This is a genomic window from Klebsiella sp. F11, assembly GCF_056712265.1.
Genome location: NZ_CM160060.1, coordinates 4,543,994 through 4,560,602 on the forward strand (window position 1 = coordinate 4,543,994; position 16,609 = coordinate 4,560,602).

A 16,609-nucleotide genomic window follows, 5' to 3' on the forward strand; every position below is an offset into this window, starting at 1 on the left:
TACTTGATTGCGTATTGATTCAGGACGCGAGGCCCAGCGCGCGTTTTACCGGGCCAAAGCTGCGCCGATGATGCTCCGTTGCGCCATGCTCTATCAGCTTTTCCAGATGGAAAGCGGTGGGATAGCCTTTATGCTGCGCAAAGCCGTATTGAGGAAATTGCAGATCCAGCGTCACCATCTCGGCATCGCGCGTGACTTTAGCCAGAATAGACGCCGCGCTGATTTCCGCCACCCGACTGTCGCCTTTCACCACCGCCAGAGAGGGAGCCGGTAGCGACGGGCAGCGGTTACCGTCAATCAGCACGAACTCCGGCGCAATGTGCAAGCCGGCGACGGCGCGCTGCATGGCCAGCATCGTGGCGTGCAGGATATTCAGCTCGTCAATTTCATGCGGCTCCGCGCGGCCAAGGCTCCAGGATAAGGCCTTCTCTTTGATTTCATCAAACAGCGCCAGGCGACGCTTTTCGCTTAATTTTTTGGAGTCATTCAGGCCAATAATCGGCCTTGCCGGATCGAGGATCACCGCCGCGGTGACGACCGCGCCAACCAGCGGCCCGCGTCCAACTTCATCAACGCCGGCAACGAGGTGGGTATGCGGATAGACAAACTCAATCATTTTACTAACTCCAGTACCGCGTCCGCCGCCTGTTCATCAGCATTACAGCGAATTTGTTGATGCAGCGCGCGGAAGGTGTCGTGCATTTCATGGCTGGTTTTGCCGTCGGCCAGCAGCGGCCGCAGCGCATCGGCAAGCAGCGGCGGCTGACACTCATCCTGCAGCAGCTCTTTAACCAGCTCGCGCCCGGCCAGCAGATTGGGGAGCGAAACGTAATCGGTTTTCACCAGCCGCTTCGCCAGCCAGAAGGTAAAGGGCTTCATGCGGTAGCCGACGACCATCGGACACTTGGCCAGCATGCACTCCAGCGCCGCCGTCCCGGAGGCGAGCAGCGCGGCATCGCTGGCAATCATCGCATCACGCGCCTGACCGTCCAGCAGGTGAACCGGGAGATCCGGAGCCGTTTCGGCTTTAATACGTTCAAACTGCTCACGCCGTTTAGCGTTAACCAGCGGGACCAGCACCTGCAGATCGGGATAGCTTTCACGCAAAATCTGCGCGGTTTTGAGGAAGTCTGCGCTGAGCATTTCAACCTCTGCCCCGCGGCTCCCCGGCAGCAGCGCCAGGCAGTGCGCGTCCCGGGCGACGCCTAAACGCTCGCGCGCGGCGCCTTTATCCGGATCCAGCGGCATCGCATCCGCCATGGTGTGGCCGATAAAACGGCAGGGAACGTTAAATTTGTCGTAAAACGCTTTTTCGAAAGGCAGGAATGCCAGCACCAGATCGGTCGATCTGCCAATTTTGAAAACGCGTTTTTGTCGCCACGCCCAAACGGATGGGCTGACGTAGTGAATCGTCCTGATGCCCTGTTTTTTCAGGTTGCCTTCAAGGGTGATATTGAAGTCCGGCGCGTCGATGCCGACAAACACGTCGGGACGCAGCTCGCCGAAGCGACGGGTGAGATCGGCGCGAATATGCAGCAGCCGACGCAGGCGACCGAGCACTTCAACAATGCCCATCACCGCCAGCTCTTCCATTTCATACCAGGCTTCGCAGCCCTCTGCCTGCATTAGCGGCCCCGCCACCCCCACAAAGCGCGCATCGGGAATACGAGCCTTGAGCGCGCGGATCAGACCTGCACCAAGAATATCGCCGGAGGTTTCTCCGGCGACCAGGGCAATCGTCAGGGGACGCTGTGCAGCCATTAACGAATCAGGCCGCGGGTTGAGCGGGCAAAGAAGTCGAAAAATGGCTGAACTTCAGGATACTGAACCGCCAGTTCGGCGATTTCCGGCTTGGCTTCGTCCAGCGTTTTGCCGCTGCGGTACAGCAGCTTATACGCGTTACGAATTGCGGTAATCGCTTCGCGGCTGAAGCCGCGGCGCTTCAGACCTTCAATATTGACGCCAAACGGCGTCGCGTGGTTGCCCTGAGCAATAACGAACGGCGGAACGTCCTGCGCCACGCCGGAGCAGCCGCCAACCATCACGTGGGCACCGATGATGCAGAACTGATGCACCGCGGTCATGCCGCCGATGATAACGTAATCGTCCAGCGTGACGTGTCCGGCAAGGGTCGCGTTATTGGCCAGAATACAGCGGTCGCCGACCGTACAATCATGCGCCACGTGGGCGTTGATCATGAGCAGGTTATCGCTGCCCACCTTCGTTAATCCACCGCCCTGTACTGTGCCGCGATGAATGGTGACGCTTTCGCGGATGCGGTTGCGATCGCCAATTTCCACGCGGGTCGGTTCACCAGCATATTTCAGATCCTGGTTAACTTCGCCGATGGAAGCGAACTGATAGATCTCATTATCGCGGCCAATCGTAGTATGACCGTTAACCACAACATGAGATTTCAGTACGGTGCCTTCACCAATCTTGACGTTAGCACCAACAATACAAAACGGACCAATGTGAGCGTTAGCACCGATAACGGCGCCTTCTTCTACAATGGCTGAAGGATGAATAAAGGCGGTTTTATCAATCACGTATCAGGCCTCCCGGCTACGCGCGCACATCATCGTTGCTTCGCACACCACTTTCCCGTCAACCAGCGCGACGCCTTTAAAACGCGTCAGCCCGCGGCGGGTTTTCTCAAAAGTAACTTCCATAATCATCTGGTCGCCAGGCACTACCGGGCGTTTGAAACGCGCTTCATCAATCCCGGCAAAGTAGTACAGTTCGCCCGGTTCGAGCTTGCCCACGCTTTTGAATGCCAGAATGCCGGTGGCCTGCGCCATGGCTTCCAGAATCAGTACGCCTGGTAAAATCGGTTTACCAGGGAAATGCCCCTGGAAAAACGGCTCGTTAACAGAAACATTTTTTACTGCGCGCAGAAAACGACCTTCTTCAAAATCCAGCACGCGGTCTACCAGCAGGAACGGGTAACGGTGAGGCAGAAGTTCCAGAATCTCTTCAATGTGCAGAGTATGAGTGTCAGTAGTCAAAATACTCTTCCTGTCTAAATATACTAAAAGGCAATAATAACACGGCCTGCGGCAATCTTATGAATGCAACAGGCCGAAAATTTTAACGCGCTACCCTCCAGACAGCCGCTTTAGCGGCTACGTGGCAGATTTCGCGTCTGGCTGGGTGCGCTAATCTTGCTGATTAACCTTGCGCTCAACTGCTTTCAGGCGCTTGCTTATATCATCAATATTCATCACCAGCGCGGCTGTTTTACGCCAAACCTTATTCGGCTGCAGCGGAATACCTGACGAGTAAACGCCGGGTTCGGTGATAGGACGCATAACCATTCCCATCCCCGTCACGGTCACTTTGTCGCAGATCTCCATGTGACCGTTGATCACGCTGGCGCCGCCAATCATACAGTAGCGGCCGATTTTCAGGCTACCCGCCATGATCACGCCGCCAGCAACGGCGGTATTGTCGCCAATCACGACGTTGTGCGCAATCTGGCACTGATTGTCGATAATGACGCCGTTGCCGATCGAGGTGTCATCCAGCGCCCCGCGGTCGATAGTAGTACAGGCGCCGATCTCCACGCGATCGCCAATAATGACGCGACCCAGCTGCGGGATCTTCACCCAGTTACCGCGATCGTTGGCGTAGCCGAAACCGTCGGCACCAATAACGGTACCGGACTGGATCAGGCAATTTTCGCCGATCTCAATCTCGTGATAAACGGTGACGTTGGCCCATAAACGCGAGCCTGCGCCAATTTTGGTCTTTTTACCGACGAAGCATCCGGCGCCGATAACCACGTTATCGCCGAGCTCTACGTCGGATTCGATAACGGCGTTAGGGCCGATCGCTACGTTCTTACCCAGCTTCGCCGTGGCATCGATGACCGCGCTGGGCGCGACATTCTGCGCCGGCTGCGGCGTGGTATCAAGTATTTGAGCCATGCGCGCGTAGGTCAGGTAGGGGTTACGCACTACCAGCGCGGCGCCGTGGGCAAAGGGTAAATCATCCTGCGTCATCACAACGGCAGAAGCCTGGCAATCGGCCAGGCGATCACGGTATTTAGGATTTACCATGAACGTAATTTGGCCCGCTTTTGCAGACTGCATGGATGCAACGCCGGTGATGACGATATCGCCATCACCGTGTAATTCTGCATCCAACTGCTGCGCAAGATCAGCCAGTCGAATTGAAGGCATTACTTAGTTAACCTGTTTCAGCACATCAGCGGTGATGTCTTTTACATCGCTGCTGTTGTATGCAACGGCATTAGAATCTACAACCAGATCGATGCTCTGGCTGTTCGCGACGCTTTTCACAGCGGTCTGGATACGGGTAACCAGCTTGCCGCGTTCTTCGTTAGAACGACGTGAACGATCCTGCTCAAAAGACTGTGCCTTCTGAGAGAAGGTCTGGCGCTGAGCCATGACGTCTTTTTCCAGCTTAGTACGATCGGCGCCCGGCTTCATGGACTGCAGACGCTGCATTTTAGACTGCAGGTCACCTTCCATACGCTGCAGCTCGCTCGCACGGCCTTTGAACTCGTTTTCCAGCGTATTAGAAACGCCTGTTTTCTGGGCAACCTGTTGGAACAGGCTGTTCATGTTTACCATTGCAATTTTATCTGCCGCCTGTGCGGAAGTTACCATTGCTAAACCCAGACCTGCAGCTAATAACCACTTTTTCACAATTAACTCCTTACCATCCCATGAGTACCCAGGGGTACCGTTATTTGCGTGGCCAGGCGACAACCGAGGTTATCGCCTAAAGTCAGCGCGATACTGCACTTACATTCCTTTGTCACCCTACAGTTACCAAGTTTTACCAATGTTAAACTGGAACTGCTCGGCCTTGTCTCCCTCGTACTTTTTAAACGGTTGGGCGTAGGAGAATACCAACGGCCCCAACGGCGACATCCACTGTATCGCAATACCTGCGGACATGCGGATGTTGCTCGGATCGCCATAGTCCGGATAGCCGGCGTAGGCGCTCGAATCCCAGTGAGTATCCCACACGGTCCCCATATCCCAGAAGAAGGAAGTACGGACCGAGTTCGCATACTTATCGCTGATAAACGGCGTCGGCGTAATCATCTCCAGGCTGGCGACCGCCATGGCGTTACCGCCCACAGCATCATCTGATTCACACGGCGCGGATGCGGTGCTCTTACAGTCATTAGTGTAGCCGCTGTCATCATCATGACGGCTGCTGGCCGGGAAATAGACCGCTTTCGGACCAATGGTGTTCGACTGGAACCCGCGCACGGTGCTTGAACCACCGGCGTAGAAGTTCTCGTAGAACGGCATCTCTTTACCACCCAGACCGTCACCGTAGCCAAAGCGGGTACGTCCCAGAACCACCCACTTGTGATCGTCATCGATCGGTACGTAGGTCGCCGTATCCAGCGTGGCTTTGTAATATTCGTTATCTGAACCTGGAATGGTCACTTTACCATTCAGGTTAACGCGCGAACCTTCCGTCGGGAAGAAACCGCGGTCCAGCTTGTTATACGTCCAACCGTAGTTGAAAGTGAAGTCGTTAGCGCTGAAGCCGTTGCTATCGTTCGTCGTACTTGGGTATTGCCCCAGTGAGTTCAGATAGCGCCACATCGCGACCTGCGGCTTCATGTTGGACAAGGAGTTATGAACATACCCCAGTCCCGCTCGCAGCGTGTTGTATTCGTTAACCGGGAAGCCCAGCGTCACGTCCGTACCATAGCTTTTGTTGGTATAGTCGGACAGATCCGCATCGCTGGCATCAAAGTCGTTATAGAAGATACGACCACCGAGACTGACGCCATCCACGGTGAAATACGGGTTAGTGACCGACAGTTCAGTATAGGTCTGGTAATCGTTTTTGGTACCGTTAATGCCAACGGAATAGCCGGTACCTAACCAGTTGTCCTGCTGAACGCCCGCCTGGAAGCTCACGCCGCTCTCAGTACCGTAGCCGACACCGAAGTTGAAGCTGCCGGTGTTACGCTCTTTGACCTTATAGACCACGTCGACCTGATCCGGACTGCCCGGCACGCGCTGCGTATCGGTATCAACGGTTTCGAAATAGCCTAAACGGTTCAGACGGTCTTTACCCTGGTCAACCAGGTCGCTGCCCAGCCACGCCCCTTCCATCTGGCGCATTTCGCGACGCAGAACGGAATCTTTAGAGGTGTCGTTGCCTTCAAAGCGAATTTTACGCACGTAGTAGCGGTTCCCGGCATCGACATTGACGTGCAGCTTCACGGTCTTGTCGGCGTCGTTGATTTCCGGCTGCGACTGAACACGCGGATAGGCGTAACCGTAGCGACCGAGGAGTTTCTTAATGTCATTCTCCATTTTGGTCACTTTGGCGCCGTTATACAGCTCGCCCGGCTCGACTTTGGTCAACGCTTCGATTTCCGCCGAGTGCCCTGCCAGATCGCCCGTCACCTGCACACCCGACAGCTTGTACTGATCGCCTTCGGTAATGTTCACGGTGATATAGATGCCTTTTTTATCCGGCGTCAGGCTCACCTGGGTGGAGTCGATGTTGAAACGCGCGTAGCCGCGATCCAGATAATAGCTGCGCAGCGTTTCGAGATCCCCTGCCAGCTTCTGCTTCTGGTATTTGCGATCGCCAACCACGTTCCACCACGGCACTTCATCGCGCAGCTGGAAGGTTGAAATCAGTTCATCGGTGCTGAATGCATGGTTACCGACAATATTGATCTGCTGGATTTTCGCCGAGACGCCTTCCTGGAACACCAGCTTCAGGTCGACGCGGTTACGCGGCAGCGGCGTGACGACAGCTTTTACGCTGGCGCTGTACTTACCGACGCTGTAGTAGAAATCTTCCAGCCCTTTCTCGATATCAGCGAGCGTTGTCCGGTCAAGAGACTCCCCAACGCGCACGCCGGATGCCTCAAGGTTTTGCTTGAGCATGTCATCCTTCACCGATTTGTTACCGGAGAAAGTGATGCTGGCAATCGTTGGGCGCTCTTTCACCTGCACCAGCAGGGTATCACCATCGCGCAGGACGCGGACGTCCTCAAAGTTGCCGGTGGCAAACAGAGCGCGAATGGTGTTACTGATATCATCATCGGTCACCGTATCGCCAGGACGCACTGGCATACTGAGGAGGGCCGCACCAACAGCGACACGCTGCAAGCCTTCGAAATGAATGTCCTTCACCACGAACCCTTCAGCACCGTATACGGTTGCGCTGCTAAACAGCAGCGACGCTATGAGCAACTTTTTCATCGCCATCGTTATTATGCGTTCTTCCTAACAAACTCTCTTACAACCGAGAGAAATCATTGAAAAGTGCAAGCCCCATTAACAACACCAGCAGTATTGAGCCAATGCGATAACTAAAGTCTTGAACTCGCTCGGATACCGGCCCGCCTTTTAGCTTTTCAATCGCTAAAAACAGCAGGTGCCCCCCGTCCAGGACGGGAAGCGGGAACAGGTTGATTATTCCGAGGTTCACGCTTATCAGCGCAAGGAACATCAGATAGTAAATCAACCCAAACTCCGCTGACATTCCAGCCCCCTGGGCGATAGAAATCGGCCCGCTGAGGTTGTTCAGTTTGACATCACCGGTTATCAATTTACCCAGCATCCTGACCGTTAGCGACATCAGTTGCCAGGTTTTATCCGTGGCTTCAGCGATGGCGGCAAACGGCCCGTACTGACGAACTGTCTTATATTCATCGGGCAGCGGGATGACCTTAGGCACAACCCCTGCAAATCCCTCAGCCTGACCTTTACTACCGGACTTCGAATCTGGTGTCAGCGTCACTGACAGAGGCCCCCCCTGCCGTTCGATGTCCAAAACCAGCGCCTTGCCGGGGTTATCACGCACCAGATTAACAAACGTCATCCACTGCGTTAACGGTTGACCATCGACTTTAACGATCCTGTCGCCCGCTTGCAAACCCGCCTTCTGCGCTGCCGAATTCGATTGTACTTCCGCCAGAGCCGTATCAACCTGCGCGCTCCGGGGCTGAATGCCCAGCGATGTCACCGGATCCTGTTTGTCCGGCTCGAACGCCCAGTGGCGTAAATCGAGGATTTTATCCTGGCGTTGGCTTGTCCCGAAAGGGGCGACCGAAACTATTGTTTGCGGGTCGCCGATCTTCGTTACCAGGGCCATACGCACAGCATCCCAATCAGGCGTTTCGATGCCATCTATCGCTTTAAGTTCCGTTCCTTTTGCAATTTGTGCGTGTGCGGCAATCGAATCGGGTACTATTTCGCCAACAACCGGACGCACGCCGGGGACGCCGATGATAAACACCAGCCAGTAGGCAAAGATGGCAAAAATGAAGTTCGCGATCGGTCCTGCGGCGATTATCGCTGCGCGCTGACCGACGGTTTTATTATTGAAAGCGCAGTGGCGCATCTCTGGCGCCACCGGCTCGACGCGCTCGTCGAGCATCTTGACGTAACCGCCGAGTGGGATAAGGGCGATAACGAATTCCGTTCCCTGCTTGTCAAAGCGCCGCCATAGCGCTTTGCCAAAGCCGATAGAGAAGCGTTCTACGCGAACGCCGCAGCGACGAGCCACCCAGAAATGGCCAAACTCATGCACGGTGATCAATACGCCCAGCGCAATGATAAAAGCGGCCAAATTCCAGAGAACGCTTAGCATAAAACCTTCCGTCAAATCGTCCTGAAGACCAACAATAGCAGACACGCGAATACCGGAACCGCCGCCGTCAGGCTATCGATACGATCCAGAATTCCGCCATGTCCGGGAATCAGATGCCCGCTATCCTTGATGCCGGCCTCTCGCTTAAACATACTTTCCGTCAGGTCGCCGAGCACCGAAGCCAGCGCCGCAACGATAGAGCAAGTGAGCAGTACCGCCGGCGTAACATCGAGATTCGCCCACAGGCCGTACGCCCAGGAAATAACCGCGGCGGTAACCAGCCCGCCAAAAAAACCTTGCCAGGTTTTGCCCGGCGAAACCTTCGGCGCCAGCTTGTGCTTACCGAACATTTTGCCAAACATATAGGCTCCGGAGTCCGCGCCCCAAACCAGAATCATCACGTACAGTAGCCACAGCGCGCCGCTGTAATGGTTATCCGCGTAGTGCCATGCGCGCAGCGTCAGCATGCCCCAGAAGAACGGGACGATGGTCAGAATGCCAAAAACCAGGCGCAGGGTTTTAGAGCTCCGCCAAAAGGCAGCAGAAGCCGGGTAGGAAAGTACCAGCAGCAGGGCCGCAATCCACCAGCCCAGAGATGTCCACAGCGCCCCCTCAACCACCGGTTGATGGACGTCATAGTGATATTCAGGCATCAGGAAAAGCATCAGCGCCAGCAGCAGGCCGCAGAGCAGCGCCAGCCAGACGCGTTGGGTCGTTGAAGTGAAGCCGCTTAGCTGCCCCCACTCCCACGCGGCGAGCATACAAACGACCAGCGTGACGATGGCGAAACCCGCAGGCGGCAACAGGAACAGCGCCGCAATTACCACGGGGATCAAAACAAAAGCCGATATCAGGCGATACTTCAGCAAAAGCGACCCCCATCAGGCATTGCTGCCACCCGGCTCAGTGCCGCCGAAACGACGCTCACGATTAACAAAGGCATGGAGTGCACCTTCAAAGTCCTGTTCAGCGAAATCGGGCCAAAGAACATCGGTAAAGTAAAGTTCGGCATAGGCAATTTGCCAAATCAAAAAATTACTGATGCGATGCTCTCCCCCGGTCCTAATAACTAAATCTACAGGTGCCAGTTCATGCATACAGACCTGCTGACTCAGCATGTCTTCCGTGATCTGTTCGGGCTGAAGTAACCCGTTTTTTACCTGTTCGGCCAGATTGCGGACGCCCTGAACGATATCCCAGCGTCCACCGTAGTTCGCAGCAATATTCAGCGTTAAGCCGGTGTTGTTCTCGGTCAGCGCTTCCGCTTTGCGGATCCGCTCCTGCAGGCGAGCGTTAAAACGCGTGGTTTCGCCGATGATACGCAGGCGAACGTTATGCCGGTGCAGGCTTTTGACTTCGCTATCCAGCGCCCAGACGAACAGCTCCATCAGCGCGCTGACTTCCTGCGCCGGGCGGTTCCAGTTCTCACTGCTGAATGCGTATAGCGTCAACGCTTCAATACCATTGTTCGCCGCGAAGGAAACTGCGCGACGGACCGACTTCGCTCCGGCTTTATGGCCGAATGCGCGAATTTTCCCTTGCTGTTTCGCCCAGCGTCCGTTGCCATCCATAATGATGGCGACATGACGACAGCCATGTACAGGTGATATTTCGCTGACAGTTTGATTAGCAGACAACATAACGCGTTTTAAGTCCATAATAAGGATTAGCCACGCCGCTAAACGCAAGCAACCGGTCAGCGCTATATACGCATTTTTATCCAGTGCCGAGGTCGCGGCTAATCGCAGAGAACAACCAAAAGCTTTACGCAAAAAAGCCGTGTCATGCCACGGCCACCGCAATCTTAGACAACGATCGGGTGGCGCAGACTATATCACTGAAGCCCAGCGCCCACAAATATCACAACGTATTGCGTCGGTCAGCCCCGCGCCGCCAGATGTTTCAACTGCTGACGAGCAGCCGCTCTCGCCTGGGCATCGACAATCAGAACTTCTTCAATACTTTGCGGCTCATCCAGCGCCAGCCGATCCAGTACCGCCAGGTTAACCGCCGCAATATCGGTGAAGCGAATCTCCGTAGCGAGGAACGCGGCTACCGAAATTTCATTGGCGGCATTCAGCGCCGTCGTCGCCGCCTGGCCGATATCAAACGCGTCCATCGCCAGCTTCAGGCACGGATAGCGTTCATAATCCGGCGCAGCAAAGCTCAGATTGCTCAGACGGCAGAAATCCAGCGCTTCAGCCCCGGAATTCAGACGCTGTGGCCATCCCATGGTGTGGGCGATCGGCGTACGCATATCCGGCTCACCGAGCTGCGCGAGAACGCTGCCATCGCGATAGCGCACCATTGAGTGGATAACAGATTGCGGGTGGATCAGCACTTCCATCTGCCGGGCCGAGGCGTTGAACAGCCAGCGGGCTTCGATATACTCCAGCCCTTTATTCATCATCGTGGCGGAATCGACGGAAATTTTACGTCCCATTGCCCAGTTAGGGTGGCGGCAGGCCTGATCCGGCGTCATTGCCGCCAGCTCAGAGAGTGCTGTTTCCCGGAAAGGACCACCGGAACCGGTAAGCAGAATCGACGAGACGCCGTTCTGCGTTAAGTCAGCGTATCCCAGATTGTGTTGAATTGTTTCCGGCATACTCTGAAAAATAGCGTTATGTTCGCTATCGACGGGTAACAAGCGCGCGCCGGACTGCTGCACGGCGTCCATAAACAGACGACCGCAGGTCACCAGCGCCTCTTTGTTGGCCAGCAGCACCGTTTTGCCGGCGCGAATGGCCGCGAGCGTCGGAACCAGCCCTGCGGCACCGACAATCGCCGCCATCACCTGGTCAACGTCATCCAATGCGGCAACTTCCGCCGCGGCGTGCTGGCCGCTCAGAACTTCGGTACGGCAGGCGCGTTCGCGCAGCGCGATACGCAGAGATTCGGCGCTTTTCGCATCATCCATGACCGCGTAGCGGGGGGCGAATTCCAGACATTGTTCAACCATGCGGTCGACATTTTTCCCCGCGACCAGCGCGGCGACGGAAAAGCGATCGGGGTTATGGCGCACGACATCCAGCGTGCTGCAGCCAATTGAACCGGTCGAACCGAGAACGGTTAAGAGCTTCATGAGGCGTCCAGAAGAAGTAAGACAGGATAAAAGAAAAACGCCGTCAGCAGACCTTTGCGTATCAACGATCAGGAGGTAGTCAGGCGGTATATAGCCTTCAACAAGAGAGCTAAAGGCTACAGGGGCCGACCTTTCGACGCACTCCCTGGAGCTGAACGTTCGGTCTTCTGTACGGCGTTTCAGACTGTATGCCCGTCCCGTTTATCAAACGGCAATGAGGACGGGCATAACGGCAGGAAATCAGAACTGCATCAGTTCCGCTTCTTTATCTGCCAGCGCCGCATCCACTTTCTTAATCGCGGCGTCAGTCATTTTCTGCACGTCGTCCTGAGAACGGCGATCGTCATCTTCGCTGATCTCTTTGTCTTTCAGCAGCGCTTTCACTTTATCGTTAGCATCGCGACGAACGTTACGTACCGACACGCGGGCCTGTTCGGCTTCGGCGCGTACGATCTTAGTCAGATCTTTACGACGCTCTTCGGTCAGCGGAGGCAGCGGAACGCGGATATCGCTGCCCGCAGAGCTTGGGTTCAGACCGAGGTCGGAAGCCATGATCGCTTTTTCAACGGCCGCGCTCAGGGAGCGGTCGAATACGTTGATTTTCAGCGTACGGGAGTCTTCTACCGTTACGCTTGCCAGCTGACGCAGCGGAGTAGGCGTGCCGTAATATGGCACGACGATGCCGTCCAGCAGGCTGGGGGAAGCGCGACCCGTGCGGATTTTGCTGATTTGGTTTTTGAACGCTTCAACGCATTTTTCCATGCGCACTTCAGCATCTTTTCTGATGTCGTTAATCACGTTACTAATCCTTGGAAACTTGTCTCAGGCAGACTAAACGCCGCACAGCTGCTATCAGGTGAGCTAAGTATAGTCTCGTTTAATTCATGACGACGCCCGGGCGCGTCTGAGTAAAAAACCGCTACTAAGGTAGAGCGGAATCTTACCTTCATTTCTACACAAAATCATTCACGTTGTATCAAGGCTGACAGCGGAGCGACAAATCCGTCAGCACGAACTTGCACGGCCGAAGGCTGCCTTCGGCGAGGAACCGGAATATCCCTCATTCATTCCCGGCGGCATACTGAAGTCAGCGACCGGGGCTCAAAAGCAGCCAACGCAGAGACAGCCTGAACGATGAAGCGTATTACGGAAATTATTCCGTAATTAACGTACCTTCTTTTTCGCCCATTACCACGCGGCGCAGCGCGCCGGGTTTGTTCATGTTGAACACGCGAATCGGCAGTTTATGGTCACGCGCCAGGGTAAAGGCCGCCAGATCCATAACCTTCAGCTCTTTATCGAGCACTTCGCTGTAGCTCAGCTGATCGTACATGGTCGCAGACGGGTCTTTAGCCGGGTCGGCGGTAAATACGCCGTCGACTTTGGTCGCTTTCAGCACCACGTCAGCTTCAATTTCAATACCGCGCAGGCAGGCTGCGGAGTCGGTGGTGAAGAACGGGTTGCCGGTACCCGCGGAAAGGATCACCACGCGGTTAGCCCGCAGCAGGCTAATCGCTTCTGCCCAGCTGTAGTTGTCACAAACGCCGTTCAGCGGAATCGCTGACATCAAGCGAGCGTTCACATAGGCGCGATGGAGGGAGTCACGCATTGCAAGGCCGTTCATAACCGTTGCCAGCATGCCCATGTGGTCGCCCACAACGCGGTTCATACCCGCTTTCGCCAGACCAGCACCACGGAACAGGTTACCGCCACCAATCACTACGCCAACCTGAATACCCAGTTCAACCAGTTCTTTGATTTCCTGAGCCATACGGTCAAGTATGCTTGCATCAATACCGAAGCCTTCCGATCCCTGCAGAGCTTCGCCACTTAACTTCAGCAGAATACGTTTGTAGACGGGTTTTGCATTGGTAGCCATGTTTCTTTCCTGAGACTGTCAACGAGTGAGATGAGTTAATTCTGGCGACATTGTATGTCGCTTTTCAGCGCAGCCACTATAAGCGGTTGGCTGAATTTACAAAATGGGCGCAAAAAGAAGCCGCCCTCAGGCGGCTCCTTTTAAAAAATTAAGACTGCTTGGACATCGCAGCAACTTCTGCTGCAAAGTCAGTCTCAACTTTTTCGATGCCTTCGCCCACTTCAAAGCGGATGAAGCCAGTTACGTCTGCGTTGTGCTCTTTCAGCAGCTGAGCAACAGATTTGCTTGGGTCCATAACGAAAGGCTGGCCGGTCAGAGAAACTTCGCCGGTGAATTTCTTCATGCGGCCTTCAACCATTTTCTCTGCGATCTCTTTCGGCTTACCGGACTGCATCGCGATGTCCAGCTGAACCTGGTACTCTTTCTCTACCACTTCAGCAGAAACGTCTTCCGGCTTAACGAATTCTGGCTTGCTTGCAGCGATGTGCATTGCCAGCTGTTTAACCAGCTCCTGGTCTGCGCCTTTAGCGGCAACCAGAACGCCGATACGCGCGCCGTGCTGGTATGAACCCAGAACTTCGCCTTCCAGGGCAGAAACGCGACGGATGTTGATGTTCTCACCGATTTTAGCAACCAGCGCAACGCGCTCTTCTTCGAACTGCGCTTTCAGAACTTCAACGTCGGTGATTTTACCGGCAACGGCTGCGTCCAGAACTTTGTTAGCAAATGCCTGGAAACCGCCGTCTTTCGCTACGAAGTCAGTCTGGCAGTTAACTTCCAGGATGATGCCGTAGGTACCGTCGATCTTGGTGATGATCACGCCGTCAGCAGCAACGTTGCCTGCTTTTTTCGCCGCTTTGATCGCGCCGGATTTACGCATGTTTTCGATTGCCAGCTCGATGTCGCCGTTAGCTTCAGTCAGCGCTTTTTTGCAATCCATCATGCCTGCGCCAGTACGTTCGCGCAGCTCTTTTACCAGGGATGCGGTAATTTCAGCCATTCTTTAATCCTCGGGAGAGATATGACCTGCCCGGTTCCAGGAACCAAACAGGTTTAAAAGTGAAAAAGGGGCCAAATATAGGCCCCTATTTATACACGGTACTAAATAAGGGCTAGACCTTATTATTCAGCTTCTACGAAGCTTTCTTCCGCTTGAGAAGCCAGATCCTGAGAACGACCTTCACGCACGGTTGTAGCTACTGCACCCAGGTACAGGCTAACAGCGCGGATTGCATCGTCGTTACCCGGGATAACGAAATCTACGCCGTCCGGATCGGAGTTAGTATCAACGATAGCAAATACCGGGATACCCAGGTTGTTTGCTTCTTTGATAGCGATGTGTTCGTGGTCTGCATCGATAACAAACAGTGCGTCCGGCAGGCCGCCCATGTCTTTGATACCGCCCAGGCTGTTTTCCAGCTTGGCCAGTTCACGAGTACGCATCAGCGCTTCTTTCTTGGTCAGCTTCTCGAAGGTACCGTCCTGGGACTGAGTTTCCAGGTCTTTCAGACGTTTGATGGACTGACGAACGGTTTTCCAGTTAGTCAGCATACCGCCCAACCAGCGATGGTTCACGAAGAACTGATCGCAGCTGTTAGCAGCGTCTTTTACCGCTTCGCTTGCAGCGCGTTTAGTACCAACGAAAAGGATTTTACCTTTACGAGCAGAGATCTTGTTCAGTTCAGCCAGGGCTTCGTTGAACATCGGTACAGTTTTCTCAAGGTTGATGATGTGAACTTTGTTACGCGCGCCGAAGATGAAAGGCTTCATTTTCGGGTTCCAGTAACGGGTCTGGTGACCAAAGTGAACACCAGCCTTGAGCATGTCGCGCATGGAAACAGTTGCCATGTTTAAAACCTCTATAGATAAAGTTGGGGTTATGCCTCCACGTATCCCATATTACCGACCCCAAAGGGCACCCCGGAATATGTGTCGATACGTGTGTGTTATATACACAAAGTGAGATTTGTCGCTTCAGTCCATCCTGTGTAGTACGAAATGGAACGGAAGTCCGGCGCGCTTTATATCACAAAATAGGATTGGACACCAACTCTTGTTGACGCGGAGTGCTGTTAATGATTCTCAGTTTGGCACCAGGTCGCCCGGACTGTTAACATTGGCGGGACTTACTCTATTTATTGTCGAAAAAATCGACACTGCTGGACACAATCCATGGCTATTTCTATCAAGACATCTGAAGACATCGAAAAAATGCGCGTCGCCAGCCGCCTGGCCGCAGAAGTGCTCGAAATGATTGAACCCTATGTAAAACCGGGCGTCAGCACCGGCGAACTGGACCGCATCTGTAACGATTACATCGTCAATGAGCAGAAAGCGATCTCCGCCTGCCTCGGCTACCACGGCTTCCCGAAATCGGTGTGTATCTCGATCAACGAAGTGGTGTGCCACGGTATCCCGGACGATGAAAAACTGCTAAAAGACGGCGATATCGTCAACGTTGACGTCACGGTCATTAAGGATGAGTTCCACGGCGACACCTCCAAAATGTTTATCGTCGGCAAGCCGACAATTCTCGGCGAGCGTCTGTGCCGCGTCACTCAGGAGAGCCTCTATCTGGCCCTGAAGATGGTCAAGCCCGGCATCAACCTGCGGGCAATCGGTGCGGCCATTCAGAAATTTGTCGAAGCGGAAGGTTTTTCCGTGGTGCGTGAATACTGCGGGCACGGCATTGGCCGCGGCTTCCATGAAGAACCGCAGGTACTGCACTACGACTCCCCGGAGACCAACGTGGTGCTCAAGCCGGGGATGACCTTTACCATCGAGCCGATGGTCAACGCCGGTAAAAAAGAGATCCGCAGCATGAAAGACGGCTGGACGGTGAAAACTAAAGATCGGAGCTTGTCTGCCCAGTACGAGCATACTATTGTGGTGACGGATAACGGCTGCGAAATTCTGACGTTACGCCCGGATGACACCATCCCGGCGATAATCTCGCACGAAGCATAACGAAAAGCCGGCGCCCGCCGGCTTTTTTATGACGGGCTTCCTGCCCGTCACCCTTTGGGCCGTCGCGG

At 54.6% G+C, this 16,609-nt stretch carries 16 protein-coding genes; 1 reads left to right on the plus strand and 15 read right to left on the minus strand.

Annotated features, from left to right (window positions below; genetic code table 11):
* Window positions 1-19: 19 nt before the first annotated feature.
* The 15 genes from rnhB to rpsB form a co-directional block, all read right to left on the minus strand.
* The gene (rnhB, locus tag AC1M2H_RS22425) at window positions 20-616 is read right to left on the minus strand and encodes a ribonuclease HII (protein WP_480149109.1); all 597 of its coding nucleotides are present in this window, start codon (window positions 614-616) and stop codon (window positions 20-22) included.
* Entirely contained in the window at window positions 613-1,761 is a 1,149-nt protein-coding gene (lpxB, locus tag AC1M2H_RS22430) for a lipid-A-disaccharide synthase (protein ID WP_480149110.1), read from the minus strand. The genes rnhB and lpxB overlap by 4 nt, the downstream gene beginning before the upstream one ends.
* Complete coding sequence (gene lpxA, locus AC1M2H_RS22435; protein ID WP_480149111.1) at window positions 1,761-2,549, minus strand: acyl-ACP--UDP-N-acetylglucosamine O-acyltransferase; 789 nt, start codon at window positions 2,547-2,549, stop codon at window positions 1,761-1,763. Before lpxA ends, lpxB begins: the two co-directional genes overlap by 1 nt.
* A gap of 3 nt (window positions 2,550-2,552) precedes the next feature.
* On the minus strand, window positions 2,553-3,008 hold the full coding sequence (fabZ, locus tag AC1M2H_RS22440; RefSeq protein ID WP_004145858.1) for a 3-hydroxyacyl-ACP dehydratase FabZ: 456 nt from the start codon (window positions 3,006-3,008) through the stop codon (window positions 2,553-2,555).
* 150 nt (window positions 3,009-3,158) lie between these two features.
* Window positions 3,159-4,184 (minus strand): UDP-3-O-(3-hydroxymyristoyl)glucosamine N-acyltransferase, encoded by a 1,026-nt coding sequence (gene lpxD, locus AC1M2H_RS22445; RefSeq protein WP_480149112.1) that lies wholly within the window; start codon window positions 4,182-4,184, stop codon window positions 3,159-3,161.
* Window positions 4,185-4,187: 3 nt separating this feature from the next.
* Window positions 4,188-4,673: a molecular chaperone Skp gene (gene skp, locus AC1M2H_RS22450; protein ID WP_041144136.1), complete on the minus strand. Its 486-nt coding sequence runs from the start codon at window positions 4,671-4,673 to the stop codon at window positions 4,188-4,190.
* Between the two features lie 123 nt (window positions 4,674-4,796).
* Window positions 4,797-7,226: an outer membrane protein assembly factor BamA gene (gene bamA, locus AC1M2H_RS22455; protein WP_464414896.1), complete on the minus strand. Its 2,430-nt coding sequence runs from the start codon at window positions 7,224-7,226 to the stop codon at window positions 4,797-4,799.
* Between the two features lie 31 nt (window positions 7,227-7,257).
* A complete protein-coding gene (gene rseP / locus AC1M2H_RS22460; protein ID WP_480152018.1) occupies window positions 7,258-8,613 on the minus strand; it encodes a sigma E protease regulator RseP in 1,356 nt (451 codons plus the stop codon).
* Between the two features lie 11 nt (window positions 8,614-8,624).
* Window positions 8,625-9,482: a phosphatidate cytidylyltransferase gene (gene cdsA, locus AC1M2H_RS22465; RefSeq protein WP_480149113.1), complete on the minus strand. Its 858-nt coding sequence runs from the start codon at window positions 9,480-9,482 to the stop codon at window positions 8,625-8,627.
* Between the two features lie 12 nt (window positions 9,483-9,494).
* Entirely contained in the window at window positions 9,495-10,253 is a 759-nt protein-coding gene (gene ispU / locus AC1M2H_RS22470) for a (2E,6E)-farnesyl-diphosphate-specific ditrans,polycis-undecaprenyl-diphosphate synthase (protein ID WP_095104095.1), read from the minus strand.
* Window positions 10,254-10,492: 239 nt separating this feature from the next.
* A complete protein-coding gene (gene ispC, locus AC1M2H_RS22475) occupies window positions 10,493-11,695 on the minus strand; it encodes a 1-deoxy-D-xylulose-5-phosphate reductoisomerase (protein WP_480149114.1) in 1,203 nt (400 codons plus the stop codon).
* Window positions 11,696-11,935: 240 nt separating this feature from the next.
* Window positions 11,936-12,493 carry a ribosome recycling factor gene (gene frr / locus AC1M2H_RS22480; protein ID WP_426813024.1) on the minus strand — a complete coding sequence of 186 codons (558 nt, stop codon included), beginning with the start codon at window positions 12,491-12,493 and terminating at the stop codon, window positions 11,936-11,938.
* A gap of 355 nt (window positions 12,494-12,848) precedes the next feature.
* Complete coding sequence (pyrH, locus tag AC1M2H_RS22485; RefSeq protein WP_426813025.1) at window positions 12,849-13,574, minus strand: UMP kinase; 726 nt, start codon at window positions 13,572-13,574, stop codon at window positions 12,849-12,851.
* A gap of 148 nt (window positions 13,575-13,722) precedes the next feature.
* Window positions 13,723-14,574, minus strand: a complete 852-nt coding sequence (gene tsf, locus AC1M2H_RS22490; protein ID WP_464414897.1) for a translation elongation factor Ts — start codon at window positions 14,572-14,574, stop codon at window positions 13,723-13,725.
* A gap of 122 nt (window positions 14,575-14,696) precedes the next feature.
* Window positions 14,697-15,422: a 30S ribosomal protein S2 gene (rpsB, locus tag AC1M2H_RS22495; RefSeq protein ID WP_480149115.1), complete on the minus strand. Its 726-nt coding sequence runs from the start codon at window positions 15,420-15,422 to the stop codon at window positions 14,697-14,699.
* Between the two features lie 324 nt (window positions 15,423-15,746).
* On the opposite strand from rpsB, the gene map reads away from it, so the two are divergent.
* Entirely contained in the window at window positions 15,747-16,541 is a 795-nt protein-coding gene (gene map / locus AC1M2H_RS22500) for a type I methionyl aminopeptidase (RefSeq protein WP_480149116.1), read from the plus strand.
* Window positions 16,542-16,609 lie beyond the last annotated feature (68 nt).